The organism is Embleya sp. NPDC055664, assembly GCF_053618075.1.
This window is the reverse complement of record NZ_JBSHGZ010000007.1, coordinates 230,579-250,807: the sequence shown is the minus strand read 5'-3', so window position 1 is coordinate 250,807 and position 20,229 is coordinate 230,579. Positions and strand designations below refer to the sequence as shown.

16 protein-coding genes are annotated in these 20,229 nt (G+C 72.2%); 11 read left to right on the top strand and 5 right to left on the bottom strand.

What is annotated here, in order from left to right; all coding sequences use genetic code 11:
* The first annotated feature begins 216 nt into the window (after positions 1 to 216).
* Positions 217 to 873: a response regulator gene (locus ACWGR4_RS15445; RefSeq protein ID WP_452130801.1), complete on the top strand. Its 657-nt coding sequence runs from the start codon at positions 217 to 219 to the stop codon at positions 871 to 873.
* A gap of 87 nt (positions 874 to 960) precedes the next feature.
* Here the strand turns inward: ACWGR4_RS15445 and ACWGR4_RS15440 are convergent, their stop codons facing one another.
* The 5 genes from ACWGR4_RS15440 to ACWGR4_RS15420 all read right to left on the bottom strand — a co-directional run bounded on the left by ACWGR4_RS15440 (position 961) and on the right by ACWGR4_RS15420 (position 5,822).
* A complete protein-coding gene (locus ACWGR4_RS15440) occupies positions 961 to 2,331 on the bottom strand; it encodes a flotillin family protein (RefSeq protein ID WP_380003534.1) in 1,371 nt (456 codons plus the stop codon).
* A gap of 181 nt (positions 2,332 to 2,512) precedes the next feature.
* Positions 2,513 to 2,722, bottom strand: coding sequence for a hypothetical protein (locus ACWGR4_RS15435; protein ID WP_126640305.1), 210 nt, complete (start codon positions 2,720 to 2,722; stop codon positions 2,513 to 2,515).
* Between the two features lie 90 nt (positions 2,723 to 2,812).
* Positions 2,813 to 3,436, bottom strand: a complete 624-nt coding sequence (locus ACWGR4_RS15430) for a hypothetical protein (RefSeq protein WP_452130800.1) — start codon at positions 3,434 to 3,436, stop codon at positions 2,813 to 2,815.
* A 176-nt stretch (positions 3,437 to 3,612) separates the two neighbouring features.
* On the bottom strand, positions 3,613 to 4,545 hold the full coding sequence (locus ACWGR4_RS15425) for a metallophosphoesterase family protein (RefSeq protein ID WP_380003359.1): 933 nt from the start codon (positions 4,543 to 4,545) through the stop codon (positions 3,613 to 3,615).
* 257 nt (positions 4,546 to 4,802) lie between these two features.
* Positions 4,803 to 5,822, bottom strand: a complete 1,020-nt coding sequence (locus tag ACWGR4_RS15420; protein WP_380003358.1) for a LacI family DNA-binding transcriptional regulator — start codon at positions 5,820 to 5,822, stop codon at positions 4,803 to 4,805.
* Positions 5,823 to 6,026: 204 nt separating this feature from the next.
* On the opposite strand from ACWGR4_RS15420, the gene hisC reads away from it, so the two are divergent.
* From hisC to ACWGR4_RS15370, 10 genes are all read left to right on the top strand, one after another.
* Positions 6,027 to 7,133, top strand: coding sequence for a histidinol-phosphate transaminase (gene hisC, locus ACWGR4_RS15415; protein ID WP_452130799.1), 1,107 nt, complete (start codon positions 6,027 to 6,029; stop codon positions 7,131 to 7,133).
* A 272-nt stretch (positions 7,134 to 7,405) separates the two neighbouring features.
* Entirely contained in the window at positions 7,406 to 8,842 is a 1,437-nt protein-coding gene (locus ACWGR4_RS15410; RefSeq protein WP_380003356.1) for a cytochrome ubiquinol oxidase subunit I, read from the top strand.
* Between the two features lie 17 nt (positions 8,843 to 8,859).
* Positions 8,860 to 9,897 carry a cytochrome d ubiquinol oxidase subunit II gene (gene cydB / locus ACWGR4_RS15405; protein WP_452130798.1) on the top strand — a complete coding sequence of 346 codons (1,038 nt, stop codon included), beginning with the start codon at positions 8,860 to 8,862 and terminating at the stop codon, positions 9,895 to 9,897.
* Between the two features lie 81 nt (positions 9,898 to 9,978).
* The gene (gene cydD, locus ACWGR4_RS15400) at positions 9,979 to 13,662 is read left to right on the top strand and encodes a thiol reductant ABC exporter subunit CydD (protein WP_452130797.1); all 3,684 of its coding nucleotides are present in this window, start codon (positions 9,979 to 9,981) and stop codon (positions 13,660 to 13,662) included.
* 117 nt (positions 13,663 to 13,779) lie between these two features.
* Positions 13,780 to 15,513 carry a sensor histidine kinase gene (locus ACWGR4_RS15395; RefSeq protein WP_380003353.1) on the top strand — a complete coding sequence of 578 codons (1,734 nt, stop codon included), beginning with the start codon at positions 13,780 to 13,782 and terminating at the stop codon, positions 15,511 to 15,513.
* A gap of 99 nt (positions 15,514 to 15,612) precedes the next feature.
* Positions 15,613 to 16,695: a medium chain dehydrogenase/reductase family protein gene (locus ACWGR4_RS15390; protein WP_452130796.1), complete on the top strand. Its 1,083-nt coding sequence runs from the start codon at positions 15,613 to 15,615 to the stop codon at positions 16,693 to 16,695.
* Between the two features lie 96 nt (positions 16,696 to 16,791).
* Positions 16,792 to 17,688, top strand: coding sequence for an ABC transporter ATP-binding protein (locus ACWGR4_RS15385; protein WP_452130795.1), 897 nt, complete (start codon positions 16,792 to 16,794; stop codon positions 17,686 to 17,688).
* Entirely contained in the window at positions 17,685 to 18,404 is a 720-nt protein-coding gene (locus tag ACWGR4_RS15380) for an ABC transporter permease (protein ID WP_452130794.1), read from the top strand. Before ACWGR4_RS15385 ends, ACWGR4_RS15380 begins: the two co-directional genes overlap by 4 nt.
* Positions 18,401 to 19,528 carry a sensor histidine kinase gene (locus tag ACWGR4_RS15375; protein WP_452130793.1) on the top strand — a complete coding sequence of 376 codons (1,128 nt, stop codon included), beginning with the start codon at positions 18,401 to 18,403 and terminating at the stop codon, positions 19,526 to 19,528. Before ACWGR4_RS15380 ends, ACWGR4_RS15375 begins: the two co-directional genes overlap by 4 nt.
* A complete protein-coding gene (locus ACWGR4_RS15370; RefSeq protein WP_452130792.1) occupies positions 19,525 to 20,220 on the top strand; it encodes a response regulator in 696 nt (231 codons plus the stop codon). Before ACWGR4_RS15375 ends, ACWGR4_RS15370 begins: the two co-directional genes overlap by 4 nt.
* Positions 20,221 to 20,229: the final 9 nt, after the last annotated feature.

Here is a 20,229-nt window from a genome sequence, read left to right as displayed (position 1 = left end):
CCGAGTGAATCCGGGAGGCGCCTGCGCACAGGCATGCGGTTCGGAAACCGCACACCGCAACGTTACCCACCAGTCCGGCCGGGACGTAGTGGCGACCGGCCCGAACGTGGCGGCCCCCTTTGTGGTTCTCCGACAAATGGCCGGCGTGTCGGACCCGAACCGCCCATGCGGCGGCATCACAGAGCGACCACCGAGAGCGCGTGGGAACCTGTACAAGTGACTGATCAGGGAAGCATTCGGGTATTTCTCCTCGATGATCACGAAGTGGTACGCCGGGGCGTCCACGAGTTGTTGTCGATCGAGGCGGACATCGACGTGGTCGGCGAGGCGGGCACCGCCGCCGAGGCGCTGGTACGCATCCCGGCGACCCGGCCGCAGGTCGCGGTGCTCGACGTCCGGCTGCCGGACGGCAGCGGGGTCGAGGTGTGCCGCGAGATCCGCTCGCAACTGCCCGACGTGCGTTGTCTGATGCTCACCTCGTTCTCCGACGACGAGGCGCTGTTCGACGCGATCATGGCGGGCGCGTCCGGCTACGTGCTCAAGGACATCCGCGGCTCGGACCTGGTCGGCGCGGTCCGCGACGTGGCCGCGGGCAGGTCCCTGCTCGACCCGGCGGCCACCACCCGCGTGCTGGAACGGCTGCGCGGCGGCGATCGCGGCGACGAACGCCTGGCCGCGCTCAGCGACCAGGAGCGCCGGATCCTGGACCTGATCGGCGAGGGCATGACCAACCGCCAGATCGGCGCCGAGATGCACCTGGCCGAGAAGACGGTCAAGAACTACGTCTCCGGCCTCCTGGCCAAACTCGGCATGGAACGCCGCACCCAGGCCGCCGCGTACGTGGCCCGCCAAAAGGCCGAGAAGCGCAGGTAGTCGGCGGCGCCCCGGGTCGGGCCCGGAACACGGGTGGGGCCGACGGCCGGGCCCCGATCGCGGGGTCCGGCCGTGTGGGCGTACGGGTCAGGTTTCCGAGGACTTGGTGAGCGGTTCGGGGGTGGGGGGCTCGTCGATTTCGACCTCGATGCGGACCGAGTCGGTCGGGAGCGGGTCGGGCTTGGGGGCGGTGCCGTTGGTGCCGTTCGTGTTGGACAGGAGTTGGCGGGCTATGCCGAGGCCGGTGCCGCCCATGGTGAGGGCCTTGGCGAAGAGGTCGCCGAGCCCGTCGCCGCCGTTGAGCAGGACCATGTGGTCGACGTTGCCGAATGCCTCGGCGCCGGCGCGAACGATCTCCGGCCAGTTCTCGGCGAGTTGTTGGGCGACCACGGCCTCCTGGTTCTCCGCCAGCGCCGCCGCGCGGGCCGCGATGGCCGCCGCCTCGGCGAGGCCCTTGGCCTTGGCCGCCTCGGCCTGCGCCTTGCCGGTGGCCAGCGTGGCCTCGGCGGCGGCCAGACCGCGTACCTTGGTCGCCTCCGCGTCGGCGATCGCGGCCAGTTCGGTCTCACGGGCGTTCGCCTCGGCCGCCGAGATCCGCGCGTCGCGCTCGGCCTGGGCCCGGGTGCGGATCTCGTACGCCTTCGCGTCGGCCGGCTTGCGTACGTCCGCCTGGAGCTGTTGCTCGCGCCGCATGGCCTCCAGCTCGGCGACCCGGGTCTCCTGGACCACCACCTCCTGCTTGGCGGCGGCGTCGGCCAGCGGGCCCGCCTGCGCCGCGCGCGCGCCGGCCTCGTCCCGCTCGGCCTGGTAGCCGGCCTGCTGGATCTCGCTGTCCCGGGTGGCCTGGGCCATCCGCGCCTTGGCCTCCTGCTCGGCTTCGGTGGCCTTGCGGGTGGCCAGCGCCTCGGCAATCCGCGCGTCGCGGACCACCGCCGCGGTGTGCGGCGCGGCCATGTTCTTGATGTAGCCCGTCGGGTCCTCGATCTCCTGGATCTGCAGGCTGTCCACGATCAGCCCGAGCTTTTCCATGTCCGACCCCGACGCCGCGCGCACATGCGCGGTGAGCTTCTCCCGGTCCCGGATCATGTCCTCGACGGTCAGCCCGCCGACGATCGAGCGCAGATGGCCGGCCAGCACCTTGCGGACCCGGGACTCCATCTGCTTCTGCTGGTCCAAAAAGCGCCTGGCCGCGTTGGCGATCGAGACGTAGTCGTCGCCGATCTTGAAGATGACCACGCTCTGCACCCGCAGCGGGATGCCCTGCGTGGTCACACATTCGACGCTGAGCTCGGCCTCGTTCAGGTCGAGCGAGAGCTTGCGTACGGCCTGCACGAACGGCAGGACGAGCGTGCCGCGCCCGGTGACGATGCGAAACCCCATGCCCTCGCCGAGTCCCTCGGTGTGATGCCGGGAACCGGAGATGACCAGCGCCTCGTTGGGCTCGGCGACGCGCCACATGAGCTTGAAGACAACGACCAGGACGATGAGCAGACCGAGCACGATGAGCACGGTGTAGAGCACGGAGCATTCCCCCTTCGGCCTGACTCGGAGTGTCCTCGCCGGGCACAAGGCCGCCAAGAGGGAGCTCCCCAGGGGCAGTTGCCACCCGTCGCGAAGCCGGGCCGGGCCGATCCGCGGCTCAGCCGAAGGCCGACGCCACGTACACCGTGCGCGGCGGCAGATACTCCACGATCACCACCAGCTCCCCCACGGCGTGCTCCTCCCCGGGCAGCGCGGAGTACGCGAGGAACGCCTCCACCCCACCGCGTACCTCGATCATGACCTCGCCCACCAGACCGGGGCCGATTCCCCCGGTGACCTTGCCGCGTTTGCCGACCATGTCGCCCATTGTGTGGCCCGGTCGCCCGACTCGGTGCCGCCGGCGCGATCCGACCCGCCCACCCGGGGCGGGTGGGCGGGCGGACCGGTGCCGGCGGGGTCAGCCCAGGAGCGTGGTGCCCTCGTCCGAGGCCTCGCGCAGGCGCGAGCGCATGAACGGCAGAATGCCGCGGTGCAGGATCGCCCGGCGCCATTCCTCGCGCGCCAGGTACACCTCGACCTCCCCGGTCGGCCGCGCCCGGTTGCGCGCGGCCACCGCGAGCATGGCGAGTCCCCCGATCGCCGCCGCCCCGAGCGAGATGCCGATCGCCGCGATCGAGGCGAGTTGCATCGTGTGCTGCATGCCCGGGTCGTCCATCGTGAGCGGCAACAGCACGTAGCCCACGATCAGGAAGACGACCGCCGAGATGCCGGCCACGATCACCGCCATCGCCGTGGCGAGGGCGAACCAGCCGAAGCTCTCGCCCGCCTCGATCATCGAGGCGCCGAAGTCCGGTCGGATGCCCGACTCGAAACGCTGCTCCGTACGTTCGTACCGGTCGTATTCGTCGCGCGCCGTCTCGGCGATCGACAGGGTCGCGTCCAACGTGGCCGTCCGCAGTTGCTCGACGTTCAGGTTGGGTACCGCCGCGAGACCGGAGAGGGTTTCCTCCAGGTGCAGTGCGTCGTCGACGAACTGCTCGTACTGGCGGCGGTGCTCGTCACTTCCAAACCAGTGTTGCATCGGATCCCCCGAATGAGGCCGCGCGGGCGTTTCCCGCGTCCGCCGGGCCCGTCAGGGGACCCGTGCAAGCTGTCGGTGGATCAACGACCCGCAAAAGCACCTGACGGTGTCGAGGCGGATACCTATTGATGATAGGGTGTACCTCCGCCTTTTGGGCAGGGAGTTCCCTACGACGGTCACTCGTCCCCGGGGTCGGCGGCCAGATCGCCCAGGTCGTACACCCGACCCTGCGTCTCCTCCAACGCGCTGGGAAGCACGCCCGGTTCGGGGGCGGTCAGCGGCAACCGCGCGACCAGGCACGGGCCGCCGAGGTAGATGCCGCCGTCCAGGTTGACCACCTGACCGTCCGCGTACACGCGCGGTCCGGCGATCGTCGAGGGGTCCTCGCCCGTCTGGTACGGGATCGGGGTGTGGCCGTGCACGATCCGCCGCCCGCCCAGTTCGCTGAGCAGATCGGCCGCCGCGTACGGGCCGACCTCGCCCATGAACGCGCCGCGCCGGGTCAGGTTGCGGAACAGGTCCCACCACGAGAGCGGGTCCGGCTCGCGCAGTATGTCCGCGACGGCGCCGTCCACCTCCTCGATGGTGTCGCCGTATTCGAGGTAGGCGTTGCTGTCGGAGTGGATCAGCAGGTGCCCGTCGACCACCGCGGCCACCGGCTGCCCGGCCAGCCAATCGGCCTGTTCGTCGGTGAAGCGCTCCAGGTCGGACTGCATGCCGCCGTTGCGCAGCCAGATCTCGCGGAAGGTGGTCGAGCCGCCCGCGACCGGCACCGGGTGATCGCCGAAGCGGAACACGCCCAGGAGCAGGATCTCGTGGTTGCCGAGCAACATCCGGGTGCTGCCGCCGGCCTCGGCCGACTCGCGGGCCAGCGACATGGCCAGTTCGACCACGCCGATGCCGTCGGGGCCGCGATCGGTGAAGTCGCCGAGGAACCACAGGCGCGAGCGTCCGCCGCTCCAGTGCGCGTCCTCGTCGATCAGGTCCCGGGCGCGCAGGGCGGCCTTGAGCTCCTCCAGATGACCGTGGACGTCGCCGACCACGTACAGCGGGGCGTCCTGCTCCGCCGCGGCGCCCGTGGGGGCCGGTGTAGCCGAGACGTTGCTCACCAGAAGGGTCCTTTCTTCAGATCGGCACCACCGTACGGCGGCGGTTCCGACACCCGTTGTGAACCAAGACGCACAACAGCCGGGTTCGGCTGCGGCTCACCCGGTCCGATTCGGATGATTCCTGGACCGTATCTCTCGTGCGGGCACGGTGGAACGGACCACGCTCAATTGTGCGTGGACCCGCGACCGTGTACCCCGGCGCCCCCACCCCCGGGTGTGGCCGGGCACCGGGCGGCGGATCGGGGCGAACACACCGGTCAGCGGCGCGTGGAGGAATCCCGGACGGAGAGCCGGGTGGGCACGGTGCGCTGGGCGGGCAGCAGCGGCCCGGCTCCGGCGTCCTCGATCACCCCGACGAGCAGTTCCACCGCCCAGGCGCCGGCCAGGGCCGGTTGCAGGCTCAGCGAGGTCACCGACGGGTCGGCCCCCTCGCCGCAGCAGGCCAGGAGCAGGTCGTCGGGCACCCGCAGGGCACGCTCGCGGGCCGCGTCCAACAGCTCGGCCGCGCAGCCCTCGTGCAGACCGAACACCGCGTCGGGCCCCCGGTCGAGCAGGCGGGCGGCGGCGGCCCGGCCCGCGCCGGGGGTGCGGGCCTCGTACTCCTCGGTGATCGCCGGCACACCCCGGTCCGCGCACCACGCCCGATAGCCCGCGACCCCCTTGTCGGCGCCGGGTCCGTCGGCGGCGGCGAGCAGGCCGATCCGCTCGGCGCCTGCGTCGGCGAGGTGGTCGAGCACCGAACGCACGGCCGCCACGTGGTCGTTGTCCACCCAGCCGTAGACCGGGGTGGAGCCGGGGTGGCCGCCGCTGACCACGGGCACGCCCCGACGCAGCAGCTCGTGCACGAGCGGATCGTCGTCGGCGGGGTCGACGACGATGGTGCCGTCGAGCGCGACGTTGCCCCAGACGTCGTGCGGGGAGGACGCGGGCAGCACGACGAGCGCGTAGCCCAGGTCGAGCGCGGTCGCGGTGGCCGAGCGCACCAGCTCGGCGAACCAGGCGAACTCGGTGAGTGCGAACGGCTCCGTCGAGCGCATGGTCGTGGTCAGCCCGAGCAACCCCGACCTGCCGGTGCGCAGGGTGCGCGCGGCGGCCGACGGGCGGTAGCCCAGCCGGTCGGCGACCTCGCGCACGTGCACACGGGTCGTGTCGGGCAGTCGGCCCTTGCCGTTGAGCGCGTCGGAGACGGTCGTGATCGACACCCCGGCAGCCGCTGCGACGTCCCGGATGCCCACCCGGATCCGCCGCCCCACACGCGGTACATCTGGCGCTGTCATCGTCACGACACTAGGGCGAATGGGCCGCCCTGGCCGGGTTCATGTCATTGCTTTACGAAGAAACGTATCGCCCCATACCTGCCCCTGAACGTTCGGCGAAGGGCGCCCTCCGTCCGGGAACCCCCTCCGGGGCCGGCGGATCATAGAGTGAGACGACCGGGACGTGCGCCCAGGCACCCCGACCAGTATGCGAGGAGGACGGGCGTGACCGAGCACAACGCCCCAGGCAGCGACGACGGCACCACCCCGCGGTTCCGGGCCGCCCTGGCGGCGGTGCCCGCCTACAAGGCGGGTCGACCGCCCGCACCGGCCGAGGGTCTACCGGCGTACAAGCTCTCGTCCAACGAGAACCCGTACCCGCCGCTGCCCAGCGTGCACAAGGTGGTGGCGGACGCCGTCGGCGAGATAAATCGCTACCCGGACCCGGCGAACGCGGAGCTGGCCGAGACGCTGGCCGAGCGGTTCGGGGTGCCCGCGTCGCACATCGTGGTGGGCAACGGTTCGGTGACCGTGGCCCAGCAGTTGGTCAACGCGACGGCCGGCGAGGGCGACGAGGTCGTCTTCGCGTGGCGCTCGTTCGAGGCGTACCCGATGCTCGTGCTGCTCGCCGGGGCGACGCCGGTGATGGTCCCGCTGCTCGCCGACGAGAGCCACGACCTGGACGCGATGGCCGCCGCGATCACCGACCGGACCCGGCTGGTCTTCGTGTGCAACCCGAACAACCCGACCGGCACGGTGATCCACCGCGCCGAGCTGGAGCGGTTCCTGGACCGGGTACCGCGCCACGTGGTGGTCGTGCTGGACGAGGCGTACCGCGAGTTCATCCGGGACGAGCGGGTGCCGGACGGGGTCGAGCTGTACCGCGAGCGGCCGAACGTGGTGGTGCTGCGCACGTTCTCCAAGGCGTACGGGCTGGCCGGCCTGCGGGTGGGCTTCGCCATCGCGCACGAGGCGGCGGCCGACGAGCTGCGCAAGACCGGGATGCCGTTCGCGGTGAACCGGCTCGCCCAGGTGGCGGCGATCGCCTCGGTCGGCGCCGAGGCCGAACTCCTGGAGCGGGTCGAGGCGTTGGTCCAGGAGCGGACCCGGGTGCTGGAGACGCTGATCGGCCAGGGCTGGACGGTGTTCGACTCGCAGGCCAACTTCGTCTGGCTGCGGCTCGGCGAGCGCACCGGCGAATTCGCCGCGATGTGCGAGGCGGCCGGGGTGTCGGTGCGCCCGTTCGAGGGCGAGGGCTGCCGGATCACGATCGGTGAGAGCGAGGCCAACACGATCTTCCTGGAGCAGGCGGCACGATTCATGGAGAAGTAGCGCCAGAGCGCCGAAATGAGCCCCTTCGGGCACCCCCCTCCAGGGTGCCCGGAGGGGCTCGCTAGTGTTTGTGAACGGATGCACAAGCTCGACTTTGTGAACCCATTCACAAAGTCGTGCCCGTTGAACCCGCGCATCCATCCCGGTTCATCCGGGTTCGTCCGGCGGAGTGTCGGGCGAGGAGCGCGGGGCGGCGTGTGCATCGTGAACCAAACGTGCCTCGCGCGCTCGCGGGCGGGACACGACCGGCGATCAGGAGGAATGAGGGGCCCATGGACCTCGCCGTCGAAACACTCGACGTAGCCCGGTGGCAGTTCGGCATCACGACCGTCTACCACTTCCTCTTCGTGCCACTGACGATGGGTTTGTCCATCCTCGTCGCCTGCCTGCAGACCGCGTGGGTGCGTACCGGCAAGGAGCACTACCTCCGGGCCACCAAGTTCTGGGGCAAGCTCTTCCTGATCAACTTCGCGCTCGGCCTGGTGACCGGCATCGTGCAGGAGTTCCAGTTCGGGATGAACTGGTCCGACTACTCGCGCTTCGTCGGCGACATCTTCGGCGCCCCGCTGGCAATCGAGGCGCTGGTCGCGTTCTTCCTGGAGTCGACCTTCCTGGGGTTGTGGATCTTCGGCTGGGACCGCCTGCCGAAGAAGATCCACCTGGCCACCATCTGGGCCGCCGCGATCGGCACGATCCTGTCGGCCTACTTCATCCTGGCCGCCAACTCGTGGATGCAGCACCCGGTCGGGTACAAGATCAACCCGGAGACCGGCCGCGCCGAGCTGACCGACTTCGTGGCGGTGCTCACCAACAACACCGCGATCGCCGCGTTCCTGCACATCCTCCCGGCCGCGTTCCTGGTCGCCGGCGGCTTCCTGATCGGGATCAGCTGCTGGCACCTGCGCAAGCGCAACGAGGTCGCGGTCTTTCGTCCCTCGCTCCGGCTGGGCCTGTGGGTGTCGGTACTCGCCGGCGTCGGCCTCGCGCTCACCGGTGACATGCAGGGCAAGCTGATGTACGACCAGCAGCCGATGAAGATGGCCTCGGCCGAGGCGCTGTGGGAGACCTCCAAGCCCGCGCCGTTCTCGATCTTTTCCTACGGCGACGTGCAAAAGGGTCACAACAAGGTCGCCATAGAGGTCCCCGGCGCGTTGTCCTTCCTGGCCAAGAACGACTTCGACGCCGAGTTGCCGGGGATCAACGACCTCCAGGAGCAGTCGGTGGTCAAGTACGGCCCCGGCGACTACCGGCCCAACATCTTCGTCACCTACTGGTCGTTCCGACTGATGATCGGCGTGGGCATGGTCACCGCGGGCATCGGCCTGGTCGGGCTGTGGTTGACCCGGCGCAAGCGGGAGTTGCCGAGCAATCCGTGGGTGTACCGGGTCGGCCTGTGGACCATCGCGTTCCCGTTCGCGGCCAACTCGTTCGGCTGGATCTTCACCGAGATGGGTCGCCAGCCGTGGCTGGTGTTCGGGGTGCTCAAGACCGAGGCCGGAGTGTCGCCGAGCGTGTCCACGGGTGAGGTGCTCACCTCACTGATCGTGTTCACCCTGCTCTACGGCGCGCTCGCGGTGGTCGAACTCGGCCTGATCCGGCGCTACGTCAAGGCCGGCCCCGAGCCGATCAAGCCGGCCGCGGACAAGCACCCCGACGATCCGTCGGGCGGGGGCGAGGACGCCGACCGGCCGCTCGCCTTCGCGTACTAGGGGAGAGGGAGAGGGTCATGGGACTCAACGAATTCTGGTTCCTGCTGATCGCCGTGCTCTGGATCGGCTACTTCTTCCTCGAGGGCTTCGACTTCGGCGTCGGCATCCTGACGAAGGTGCTGGCCCGGAACGAGACCGAGCGCCGGGTGCTGATCAACACCATCGGTCCGGTCTGGGACGGCAACGAGGTGTGGCTGATCACCGCGGGCGGGGCGACCTTCGCGGCGTTCCCCGAGTGGTACGCGACCCTGTTCAGCGGCTTCTACCTGCCGCTGCTGCTGATCCTGGTGGCGCTGATCCTGCGTGGGGTGGCGTTCGAATACCGGGCCAAGCGCGACGAGGACCGCTGGAAGCGCGGCTGGGAGCAGGCGATCTTCTGGGGTTCCCTGGTGCCGGCGTTCCTGTGGGGCGTGGCGTTCGCGAACATCACGCGCGGGGTGAAAATCGACGGGAACAAGGAGTACGTCGGCGACCTGTTCGACCTGCTCAACCCGTACGCCCTGCTCGGCGGCGTGGTCACCACGGTGCTGTTCACCTTCCACGGCGCGGTGTTCGTCGCGCTCAAGACCGACGGCGACATCCGGGGACGGGCGCGCGCGCTGGCCGCACGCCTCGGCCTGGGCACCGCGGTGCTCGCGGCGGCGTTCCTGATCTGGACCCAGGCCGCGCACGGCAACGGCCGTACCCTGGTCGCGCTGATCGTCGCGGTCGCGGCCCTGGTCGGCGCGCTGGCGATGAACCGGATCGGGCGCGAGGGCTGGGCGTTCGCGATGTCGGGCCTGACGGTGATCGCGGCGGTGGCGATGTTGTTCCTGTCGCTGTTCCCGAGCGTGATGCCCTCCAGCCTGGACTCGGCGTGGGATCTGACCATCCACAACGCGTCCTCGACGCCCTACACGCTGAAGATCATGACCTGGGTCGCCGCCTTCATGACCCCGATCGTGCTCTGCTACCAGGCGTGGACGTACTGGGTGTTCCGCAAGCGGATCAGCACGAAGAGCATCCCGACCAAGCCGGCGTTCGGGGCGGCGGCGGCCGATCTGGTGGGGAAGTAGGGGTTCGGCGGTGGGGCCGGTGGGCCGCCGGCCCCGACGCGGCGACCCGAAGACGCAACGACGTACCGAAGAGAGCGGATCGTGAAGCCTGTTGACCCGCGCCTGCTGACCCACGCCCGAGCCACCCGGGGCTTTTTGGCCCTGACGGTGGTGCTGGGCACGGCGGGCGCGGGTCTCGTGCTCGTCCAGGCGGCATTGCTCGCCCGGGTGATCGTGGCGGCCTTCGAGGAGGGCGCCGGGGTCGGCGACCTGTGGCCGGAGCTGGGCCTGCTGGCCGGTGTGATCGCGGCCCGCTCGGCGATCTCCTGGCTCACCGAGGTGGTCGCGCACCGCACCTCGGCGGCGGTGAAGTCGCAGTTGCGCTCGCGGCTGCTCGCGCACGTGGTCCGGCTCGGTCCGGCCTGGCTGAACCGGGAGCGGTCGGGTGAGCTGACCACGCTCGCCACCCGGGGTGTGGATGCGCTGGACGGCTACTTCGCGCGTTATCTGCCGCAGTTGGTGCTGTCCGTCACGGTGCCGGTGGCGGTGCTCGCGCGCGTGGTGTTCGGCGACTGGATCTCGGCCGCCACGATCGTGGTCACCCTCCCGCTGATCCCGCTGTTCATGGCGTTGATCGGGATGGCCACGCAGAAGTACATGGACCGGCAGTGGAGCGTGCTGAACCGGCTGGCCGGGCACTTCCTGGACGTGGTCGCCGGGCTGCCGACGCTGAAGGTGTTCGGGCGGGCCAAGGCCCAGGCCGCGTCGATCCGGGCGATCACCGACGACTACCGCCGGGCCACCCTCAAGACCCTGCGGATCGCGTTCCTGTCCTCGTTCGCCCTGGAACTGCTCGCCACCATCTCGGTCGCGCTCGTCGCGGTCGGCGTGGGCCTGCGCCTCGTCGACGGGGACCTGGGTCTGGAGACCGCGCTCGTGGTGCTGATCCTGGCGCCCGAGGCATATCTGCCGCTGCGTCAGGTCGGCGCCGAGTATCACGCGAGCGTCGAGGGAGTCAGCGCCGCGGAACGGGTGTTCGAGGTGCTGGAGACCGCGCCGGACGCTCCGGCCGGGACCGCGCCGGTGCCGGATCCGCGCTCGGCCGACGTGGCGCTGCACGGGGTGACGGTGCGGTACGAGGGACGCGCGGACGCCGCGCCGGCGGACGTGGACCTGACGGTGCGGCCCGGCGAGACGGTGGCGCTGACCGGTCCGAGCGGGTGCGGGAAGTCGACCCTGCTCGCGGTGCTGCTCGGCTTCGTGCGGCCGGCGTCGGGGCGGGTCACGGTGGGCGGGGTAGACCTGGCCGATCTCGATCCGCGGGCGTGGCGGGCGCACATCGCGTGGGTGCCGCAGCGGCCCTACCTGTTCGCGGGCACGATCGGGGCGAATGTACGGCTGGCCCGGCCGGACGCGAGCGACGCCGAGGTGGCCCGGGCGCTGGCCGACGCGGGGGCGGCCGACTTCGTGGCGCGCGCGGGGGGCCTCGACGCGCCGCTGGGCGAGGACGGGGCGGGCCTGTCCGCCGGGCAGCGGCAACGCCTCGCGCTGGCCCGGGCGTTCCTGGCCGACCGGCCGATCCTGCTGCTCGACGAGCCGACCTCGAACCTGGACGGGGACAGCGAGGCGGCCGTCGTCGAGGCGGTCGGCCGCCTGGCGGTGGGGCGCACGGTGATCCTGGTGGCGCACCGGCCCGCGCTGTTGCCGTTGGCGGATCGGGTGGTGGGGGTGGGGGGCTCGTCGGCGGGTGCCGCGGGTGCCTCCGGTTCCTTGGATGCCTCGGTCGCCGAGGGCGCGTCGGCGGGGGACTCGGGCGTCGGGGAGTCGCCGGTCGGGGCGCACGCGGCGGTCGCGGCTCGGGCTCGGGTGGACACGATGCGCGCGGCGGAGGCGGCGGGTGACGTCGCGGCGGTGTCGGCGGAGGTGGCTGCGGAGGTGGCTGCGGAGGCGGTGGGCGCGGCCGGCTCGGTGACTTCGTCGGGGGCCTCGGGCTCGGGCGGTTCGTCCGCCGTACCGTCCGACGCGCCTCCCGTGCCGGCCGGTCCCGGGCGGCGGCTGCTCGCGCTGGCCCGGCCGTTGCGGGGCCGGCTGGCGCTGGCGGTGTTGTGCGGGGCGCTCGCGCTCGGTAGTTCGGTCGGGCTCATGGCCACCTCGGCGTGGTTGATCTCGCGGGCGTCCGAACATCCGCCGGTGCTGACGCTGATGGTCGCGGTGACCGGGGTTCGGGCCTTCGGCGTCTCGCGTGCGGTGTTCCGGTATGCCGAGCGGCTGATCGGGCACGACGCGGCGTTTCGGATCCTGGCCCGGCTGCGGGTTCGGGTGTACGAGCGGCTGGAGCGGTTGGCGCCGACGGGGCTGCCCGCCTTCCGTCGTGGGGATCTGCTGTCCCGGCTGGTCGCCGACGTGGACGCGGTGCAGGACTTCTTCCTGCGGGCGCTGTTGCCCGCATGTGTGGCGGCGGTGGTCGGCGCGGGCGCGGTAGTGACCGTGGCCCTGGTGCTCCCGGAGGCCGGCGCGGTGCTGCTGGTGGGCCTGCTCGCCGCCGGCGTGCTGGTGCCGTGGTCGGCCGCCCGGGTCGCCCGGCGGGCCGAGCGCCGGGTCGCGGCCGTCCGGGGCGAGCTCTCCGCCGCCGTGGTCGACCTGCTGCGCGGCACCCCCGAATTGATCGCCGCCGGCCGCGCCCCCGCCCGACTCGCCGAGGTGGCCGAGGTGGACGCCCGGCTGCGGGCGACCGAGGCGGGCCAGGCCCGGGGCGCCGGCGTCGGCGCGGGCCTGGCCGCGCTGGTGGCCGGCGCGACGGTCTGGGCGTCGGCCCTGGTCGGCGTCGCCGCGGTGCACGCCGACCGGCTGGACGGCGTGCTGCTCGCGCTGGTGGTACTCACCCCGTTGGCCGCGTTCGAGGCCACCGTCGTGCTGCCCGCCGCGGGCCGGCACCTGGAGGCGTCGCGGCGGGCCGCGGCACGGGTGTTCGAGGTGCTGGACACCCCGGAGCCGGTGCGCGAACCGGCCGCGCCCGTCGCGCTGCCCGCCGCGCCGCGGGCGTTGCGGGTGCGTGACCTGTCCGCCCGCTGGACCCCCGACGGGCCGCCGGCCCTGGCCGGGGTCGACCTCGACCTGACGCCCGGCAAGCGGCTCGCGGTGGTCGGGCCCAGCGGGTCGGGCAAGACCACGTTGGCCAATGTGCTGCTGCGCTTCCTGGAGCCGGCGGCGGGCACGGTGACGTTGGGCGGTGTACCGCTCGGCGAGGCGGCCGGGGACGACGTGCGCCGGGTGATCGGGCTGTGCGCCCAGGACGCGCACGTCTTCGACAGCTCGCTGCGGGAGAACCTGCGGCTGGCCCGGCCGGACTGCGACGAGGAGGCGATGCGGGCGGCGCTGGCCCGGGCCCGGCTCCTCGACTGGGTCGACGGCCTGCCCGAGGGGTTGGACACGATGGTCGGCGAACACGGCGCCCGGCTCTCCGGCGGCCAGCGGCAACGGCTCGCGCTCGCCCGCGCGCTGCTCGCCGACTTCGAGATCCTGCTCCTGGACGAGCCGGCCGAACACCTCGACCTGCCCACGGCCGACGCGCTGACCGCCGACCTGCTCGACGCCACCCGGGGCCGGACCACCCTCCTGGTGACCCACCGACTCACCGGTCTGGACGCGGTGGACGAGATCGTGGTCCTGGCCGAGGGGCGCGTCCGCCAGCGCGGCACGTGGGCGGAACTGAGCACCGCACCCGGGGAGTTCCGCACGCTCCTGGAACGCGAGCACGTGGCGGCGCCGGTCGCGGCGGGCGCCTGAGCGGGACATCCCACCCCGACGTCCCGGGCCGGCGCGGGACGGGTCGGCCGCGGATCCGTACGCGTGTCCGTGCGGTTTGATCCCTTTACGACCGATTCACACCCGTACGCTTTACCCATGGCGAACGGCGGCGACAGCCCGGAGGAACCCGAGCAGACCCAGCGCTCCGACCACCGACCCCCCACGTCGACCCCGCTCGCCCTGGACGACATCGTCGCCGAGGTGGTCGAGCGGCTCGGCGCGGCCACGGCCACCGGGGACCGGCTCCAGGGCCTGCTCGAAGCGGTGATCGCGGTCGGCGCCGACCTGGACCTGCACACCACGCTGCGCCGGATCGTCGAGGCCGCGGCCGACCTGGCCGACGCCCGCTACGCCGCGCTCGGCGTGATCGGCGGCGACAACAACCTGTCCGACTTCATCACCGTCGGCATCGACCCTGCCGACCGCGAGCGAATCGGCGAACTCCCGCACGGCCGGGGCATCCTGGGCCTGCTGATCGACCGTCCCGAACCGCTGCTCCTCGACGATCTGACCCGGCATCCGGCCTCCTACGGCTTCCCGCCGAACCATCCGGCGATGCACTCGTTCCTGGGCGTGCCGATCCGGGTGCGCAACGAGGTGTTCGGCAATCTGTACCTGACCGAGAAGCGAGGTCGACCCGACTTCGGCATCGAGGACCAGCAGGTGGTTCGGGCACTCGCGGCGGCGGCCGGCGTCGCGATCGAGAACGCGCGCCTGTTCGAGAGCGCGGCCCGCCGGGAGAAGTGGATCATGGGCTCGGCGGACGTCACCACGGCGCTGCTGACCGCGCAGGACCCGGACGAGGCGCTGGCCGTGGTGGCGGAGCGGGCGCGCAGCCTGGCCGAGGCGGACTTCGCCGCGATGTACCTGCCCCAGCCCGACGGCTCCTACCTGGTCGAGGTCACCTCCGGCCAGGACGTGGCGGGCCTCGGCGGCACGGTGATCGAGAAGGGCACCCCACTCGCGGAGGCGATCAACGCCGGGCGCAGCATCTTCATCGAGGACATGAGCACCGACCCCAACGTGATGGTGGCCAAGTCGCGCTGCTTCGGTCCGGGCCTGTTCGTCCCCCTGATCGCCAGCGATCGCATCCTCGGCGCGCTGGAGTTGGACAAGCGCGTCGGCGCGGTGCCGTTCAACGCGACCGAGCGCTCGATGGCGCAGGCGTTCGGCGGCCAGGCCGCGATCGCGCTGATGCTGGCGGGCGCGCAGCGCGATCGGGAACGGCTGGCGGTGTTCGAGGATCGCGACCGGATCGCCCGGGACCTGCACGACCTGGTCATCCAGCGGCTGTTCGCGACGGGGATGATGCTCCAGGGCGCGGCCCGGCTGGCCAAGGTGCCGGGAGTGATCACCCGGGTCAATCAGGCGGTGGACGAACTCGACGCGACGATTCGCGAGGTGCGCAGCACGATCTTCGCGCTGCAGAATCCGCCGCGCGACGGGGCGACCGGGGTCCGGGGGCGGGTGTTGCGCGAGGCGAGCGCGGCGGCGCCCGCGCTCGGCTTCGATCCGACGGTCACCTTCGTCGGGCCGGTCGACTCGACCGTGCCGGACGAGGTCGCCGAGCAGCTTCTCGCCGCGCTGCGCGAGATCCTGTCCAACGCCTCCCGCCACGCGCACGCGTCGCGCGTCGAGGTGAGCCTGGTGGTGGCCGGCGGCTCCGTCGCCTTGGCGGTCACCGACGACGGGGTCGGCATCGCGCCGGGCGGTCGGCGCAGCGGACTGGCCAATCTGGCGGGCCGGGCCGAGGAGTTGGGCGGGCGGGCGGAGTTCGGCTCGGGGCCGGAGGGGCTCGGGACGACGGTGACCTGGTCGGCGCCGATCTAGCCGACGTGTTTCACGGGAAACCTTGACGGACTACAGGCATGCACTTAAGTTAGAGGCTATAACGAAGGTGATTGACAGTCACTATCCCCGGGAGATGCCATGACCATCAGTGCGATCGAGACCACGTCCCAGGCCCAGGGCCGGCCCCCCGCCGAGACCACGACCGAGATCGTGCTCCCGGGCGTCGTCGACCCCTCGGGTCTGCAGGTGCGCGAGCGCCCGGTGGCCGAGCCGGGCCCCGGGGAGGTGCTGCTCGCGGTCGAGGCGTCGGGCGTGTCCTTCGCCGAGCAGCAGATGCGCCGGGGCAAGTACTACGACCAGCCGCCCTTCCCGTTCGTGCCCGGCTACGACCTCGTCGGCACGGTGTTGCGGGCGGGCCCCCGGGTGAACGCCTCGCTCGTCGGCCGCCGCTTCGCCGCGCTGACCAAGGTCGGCGGCTGGTCGAGCCGGATCGTGCTCCCGGTCGCCGACCTGGTCGAGGTGCCCGAGGAGGTCGACCCGGCCGAGGCGGAGACGGTGGTGGTCAACGGGATCACCGCGTGGCAGATGTTGCACCGCGTGGCGAAGGTGCGCCGGGGACAGACGATCCTGGTACACGGCGCCAACGGCGGTGTGGGCTCGACCCTGGTCCAGCTGGCCACGCACGCGGGCATCCGGGTGATCGGCACCGCGTCCCCGCGCCACCACGACGCGGTACGCGCGCTCGGCGCCGTCCCGCTCGACTACCGCGCGCCCGATCTGCCGTCCCTGGTGCGCGAGTCGGCCCCCGACGGCGTCGACGCGGTGTTCGACCACGTGGGCGGGGACGGTATCGTCGACTCGTTCCGACTGCTCGCCCGGGGCGGCACGCTGGTCTCCTACGGAACGGCGGCCACGAAGGACCGGCCCGGTTCGTCCCGGCTCCCGGTCCTGGGGCTGATCGCCCGCCTGCTGTGGTGGAACCTGCTGCCCAACGGCCGGCGCACCCACTTCTACAACATCTGGGCCGGCAAGCGCCGCCCGGCCGCGTTCCGGGCCCGCCTGCGCGCCGACCTGACCGAGGTCCTGGCCCTGCTCGCCGAGGGCACCATCACCCCCCAGGTGGCCGCCCGCATCCCGCTGACCCGGGCCGCGGAGGCGATGACGCTGGCCGAGTCGGGCACGATCACCGGCAAGGTCGTGCTGATCCCGGACCCGCGCTGACCGCGACGCCCCACCCCGACACTCCTCCGCAAGTGGCAGGTCGGGTTCGGTCCTTCGACCGAAGACCGGGAGATCGGCGGCGCCGATGCTTTCGGCATGACTTCGACGCCCCCACACACCCCGGCGATAGCGGTCCACGAACTGACCAAACGCTACGGCCGCACCACCGTGGTCGACCATCTCTCCTTCACCGTGCGGGCGGGGGTGGTGACCGGGTTCCTCGGCCCGAACGGGGCGGGCAAGACGACCGTGTTGAAGACGGTCGTCGGACTGGCCCGGCCCACCGCCGGGCACGTGTCCTTCCGAGGTGGTCCGGTGCCCCGCGACGCCCGCGCGCTGGGCGTGCACATCGAGCCGTGCGGCGCCCATCCCGGCCGCACCGGCCGGGCCCACCTGCGGGCCTCGGCGCTCCTGGCCGGCCTGCCGGCCGCCCGGGTCGACGAGGTGCTGGAGACCGTCGGACTGGAGCAGGCCGCCGGGCGGCGGGTGGGCACCTACTCGCTGGGCATGCGGCAACGCCTTGGACTGGCCGCCGCGTTGCTCGGCGACCCGGAGGTCCTGGTCCTGGACGAACCGGTGAACGGCCTGGACCCGCAGGCCATCCGCCGACTGCGCACGCTGCTGCGCGAACGCGCCGCGCGCGGCCGTACCACCCTGCTCTCCAGCCACATGCTCGGCGAGGCCGCGCGAACGGTCGACGACGTGGTCGTCATCGACCGGGGTCGGCTGGTCCACACCGGCCCGATCGGCGAGCTCGAACAGGGCGCGCTCTCGGTACGAACCCCCGAACCCGAGCGGCTGACCGCCCTCCTCGAAGGCGCCGGCGCCCGGGTCCGGCCCGCGCCCGGCGGCGGTCTGTGGATCGAGGCGCTCCCGGCCGCCGAGGTCGCCCGCCTGGCCCTGGGCGAACGTATCCCGCTGGAGGAGATCACGGCGCGAACCACCTCCCTGGAGGACGTGTTCCTCGACCTGACCGAAGGACGGCGCGCATGAGCCGCCTGCTCCGGGGCGAACTGCTCAAGACGCTCACCACCCGCTCGCTGCACACCTTCGTCGCCTGCGGCGTCGGGTACGCCGTACTCAACGTGCTGATCGTCGCCGTCGGTTCGGGCCGGCTGGACGAGGTGGGCGAGAAGGAGCAGGCCCTGGCCGGGTTGCCGGTCCTGTTGATGGTGTGGGGCCTGGTCGGCACGGCCGGCGAGTATCGCCACCGCACCGCGGCGCCGGCCGCGTTGGTGGCCGGGCGCGACCGCGGCACGCTCCTGCTCGCCAGGATCGGTGCCTACGCGCTGACCGGTCTGTCGATCGCCGCCCTGTTGGTCGCCGTGTCGGTCGGCCTCGGCCTGCCCCTGCTCGCCGACCACCCGGGAGCCGACCTCACCCCCGGCCAGGTGACCTCGGTCGCGGCGGGCAACCTGGTCGCCTTCGTGCTCTCTGCGATCATGGGGGCCGCCGTCGGCGCGATGGTGCGCAGTCCGGTCGTGGGGGTGGTCGTGGTGTTGCTGGTGAACTTCGCGGTGCTTCCGCTGGTCTCCGGTGTCGCCGAAACCGCGGTGCCCTACACCCCGTTCGGCGCCGCCGAGGTGCTGTCCCGCGCGTCGCGCGGCACGGCGTTGTCGCCGGGTGCCGCCGTGGTGGTGCTGTGCACCTGGGCGATCGTGCTGATGGCCGCGGCCGTCGCCGGCGAGCGTCGGCGTGACCTGGCGTGATCGCGATACCCCGGTCCGTACGAGCGGCGCGCGCATGGCTCCACGCGCGCCGCTTCGCGGTACTGGACGCCGTCGTCGCGGTGGTGGCCCTCGTCGTCGAACTCAACCTGAACTTCGACGACTCGACCCCGGTCCGGCCGCTTCGTGTGGTCCTGATCGTGGGCAGTGGCGCGCTCCTGCTCGCCCGACGGCCCGCACCCCTTTTCGTGCTGCCGGCCGTGTGCGCCGTCGAGGCGCTGCTCGTGGCGACCGGCGCCAACCCCGGCGGGGCGCCGGCACTGGTGGCCCTGTTCACCATCGCCGAACTGCGCGAGCGGCGGGCGTCGGTGGCCGCCCTCGTGCCGACGGCCGTGTTCCTGATGGCGGCCGACATCGTCTCGTTCCCGGTCACCGTCGTCGCGTGGGCCCTGGGCACCTACGCGCAGACCCGGCGCCGCTACACCGCCGCCCTGGAGGAACGCGCGGCCCACCTGGAGCGCGAGCGCGAGCAACTCTCGGTGATCGCGGCCCAGCGCGAACGCGCCGCGATCGCCCGCGAACTGCACGACATCATCGCCCACTCGGTCACCGTGACGCTGGTGGGCGTACGCGGCGCGCGGGACGTGCTGCGCGTGGCGCCCGACGTGGCCGACGACACGCTGGAGCGGGTCGAGCGCAACGCCGAGCAGAGCCTGGTCGAGTTGCGCCGGATGTTGCTGCTCCTGCGCGAGCCGGACCAGGGTGTGCGGATGCACCCGCAACCCTCGCTGGCCCGACTGCCCACGCTGGTCGCCTCGTTCGGCGAGGCCGGGCTGCCCGCACACCTGGAGGTCACCGGCACCTCCCGGCCGCTCGCCGGCGGCGTCGAGTTGTCGGTGTACCGCATCGTCGAGGAGGCACTGACCAACGTGCTCAAGCACGCCCGTCCCACCCGCGTCGCGGTCACCCTCGACTTCGGCGCCACCCATCTGCGGGTCACGATCGTCAACGACGGCGCGCCGGCGGCCGAACCCGCCCCGGGCGGCCACGGCCTGGTCGGCATGCGCGAGCGAATCGGCGTGCTCGGCGGCGAACTGGAGGCCCGGCCCGGCGCGGACGGCGGCTTCCGGGTCGCGGCCCGACTGCCGCTGGGGGATCCCGCGTGAGCGCCGGGAGCATCCGCCTGCTGATCGTCGACGACCAGGAGCTGATCCGCACCGGCCTGCGCCTGTTCCTGCAGACCCGGGACGACTTCGACGTGGTCGGCGAGGCCGAGGACGGCGACGAGGCCGTCGAACTGGCCGCCGCGCTGCGTCCGGACGTGGTCCTGATGGACATCCGGATGCCGCACATGGACGGCGTCGAGGCCACCGCCCGCCTGCACGCCGCCGGGATCTCGCCGCCCCCGCGCGTACTGATCCTGACCACGTTCGACCTGGACGAGTACGTCTTCGGCGCGTTGCGCGCGGGCGCCGCGGGATTCCTGCTCAAGGACGCCTCGCGCGCCCGCCTGGTGGAGGCGATCCACGTGGTCCACGCCGGGGAGGGGCTGCTCTCGCCGTCGATCACCCGGCGCCTCATCGAGAACTTCGCCGGCCGCACCGATCCGCTCCGCCCGCCGTCGGCGCTCCTGACCACGCTCACCCCCCGCGAACGAGAGGCACTGTTCCTGGTCGGCCGCGGCCTGTCCAACAGCGAGATCGCCGCCCGGCTCGTGGTCACCGAGGCGACCGTGAAGAGCCACATGGGCAGCATGTTCGCCAAGCTGGGCCTGCGCGACCGGGCGCAGGCGGTGGTCTTCGCCTACGAGCACGGCGTCGTCGTCGCCGGCGAGGCGGGCCCGCCCGGGCCGGCCTGACGACGGCCC

Bases quoted from the DNA above. Each gene is read 5' to 3' on its own strand.
- cydB (WP_452130798.1), top strand. From the start codon at position 8,860: ATGGGACTCAACGAATTCTGGTTCCTGCTGATCGCCGTGCTCTGGATC.
- ACWGR4_RS15430 (WP_452130800.1), bottom strand. From the start codon at position 3,436: ATGCAACACTGGTTTGGAAGTGACGAGCACCGCCGCCAGTACGAGCAG.
- ACWGR4_RS15420 (WP_380003358.1), bottom strand. From the start codon at position 5,822: ATGACAGCGCCAGATGTACCGCGTGTGGGGCGGCGGATCCGGGTGGGC.
- ACWGR4_RS15385 (WP_452130795.1), top strand. From the start codon at position 16,792: ATGACTTCGACGCCCCCACACACCCCGGCGATAGCGGTCCACGAACTG.
- ACWGR4_RS15395 (WP_380003353.1), top strand. From the start codon at position 13,780: ATGGCGAACGGCGGCGACAGCCCGGAGGAACCCGAGCAGACCCAGCGC.
- ACWGR4_RS15380 (WP_452130794.1), top strand. From the start codon at position 17,685: ATGAGCCGCCTGCTCCGGGGCGAACTGCTCAAGACGCTCACCACCCGC.
- ACWGR4_RS15410 (WP_380003356.1), top strand. From the start codon at position 7,406: ATGGACCTCGCCGTCGAAACACTCGACGTAGCCCGGTGGCAGTTCGGC.
- ACWGR4_RS15390 (WP_452130796.1), top strand. From the start codon at position 15,613: ATGACCATCAGTGCGATCGAGACCACGTCCCAGGCCCAGGGCCGGCCC.
- ACWGR4_RS15435 (WP_126640305.1), bottom strand. From the start codon at position 2,722: ATGGGCGACATGGTCGGCAAACGCGGCAAGGTCACCGGGGGAATCGGC.
- ACWGR4_RS15440 (WP_380003534.1), bottom strand. From the start codon at position 2,331: ATGTGGCGCGTCGCCGAGCCCAACGAGGCGCTGGTCATCTCCGGTTCC.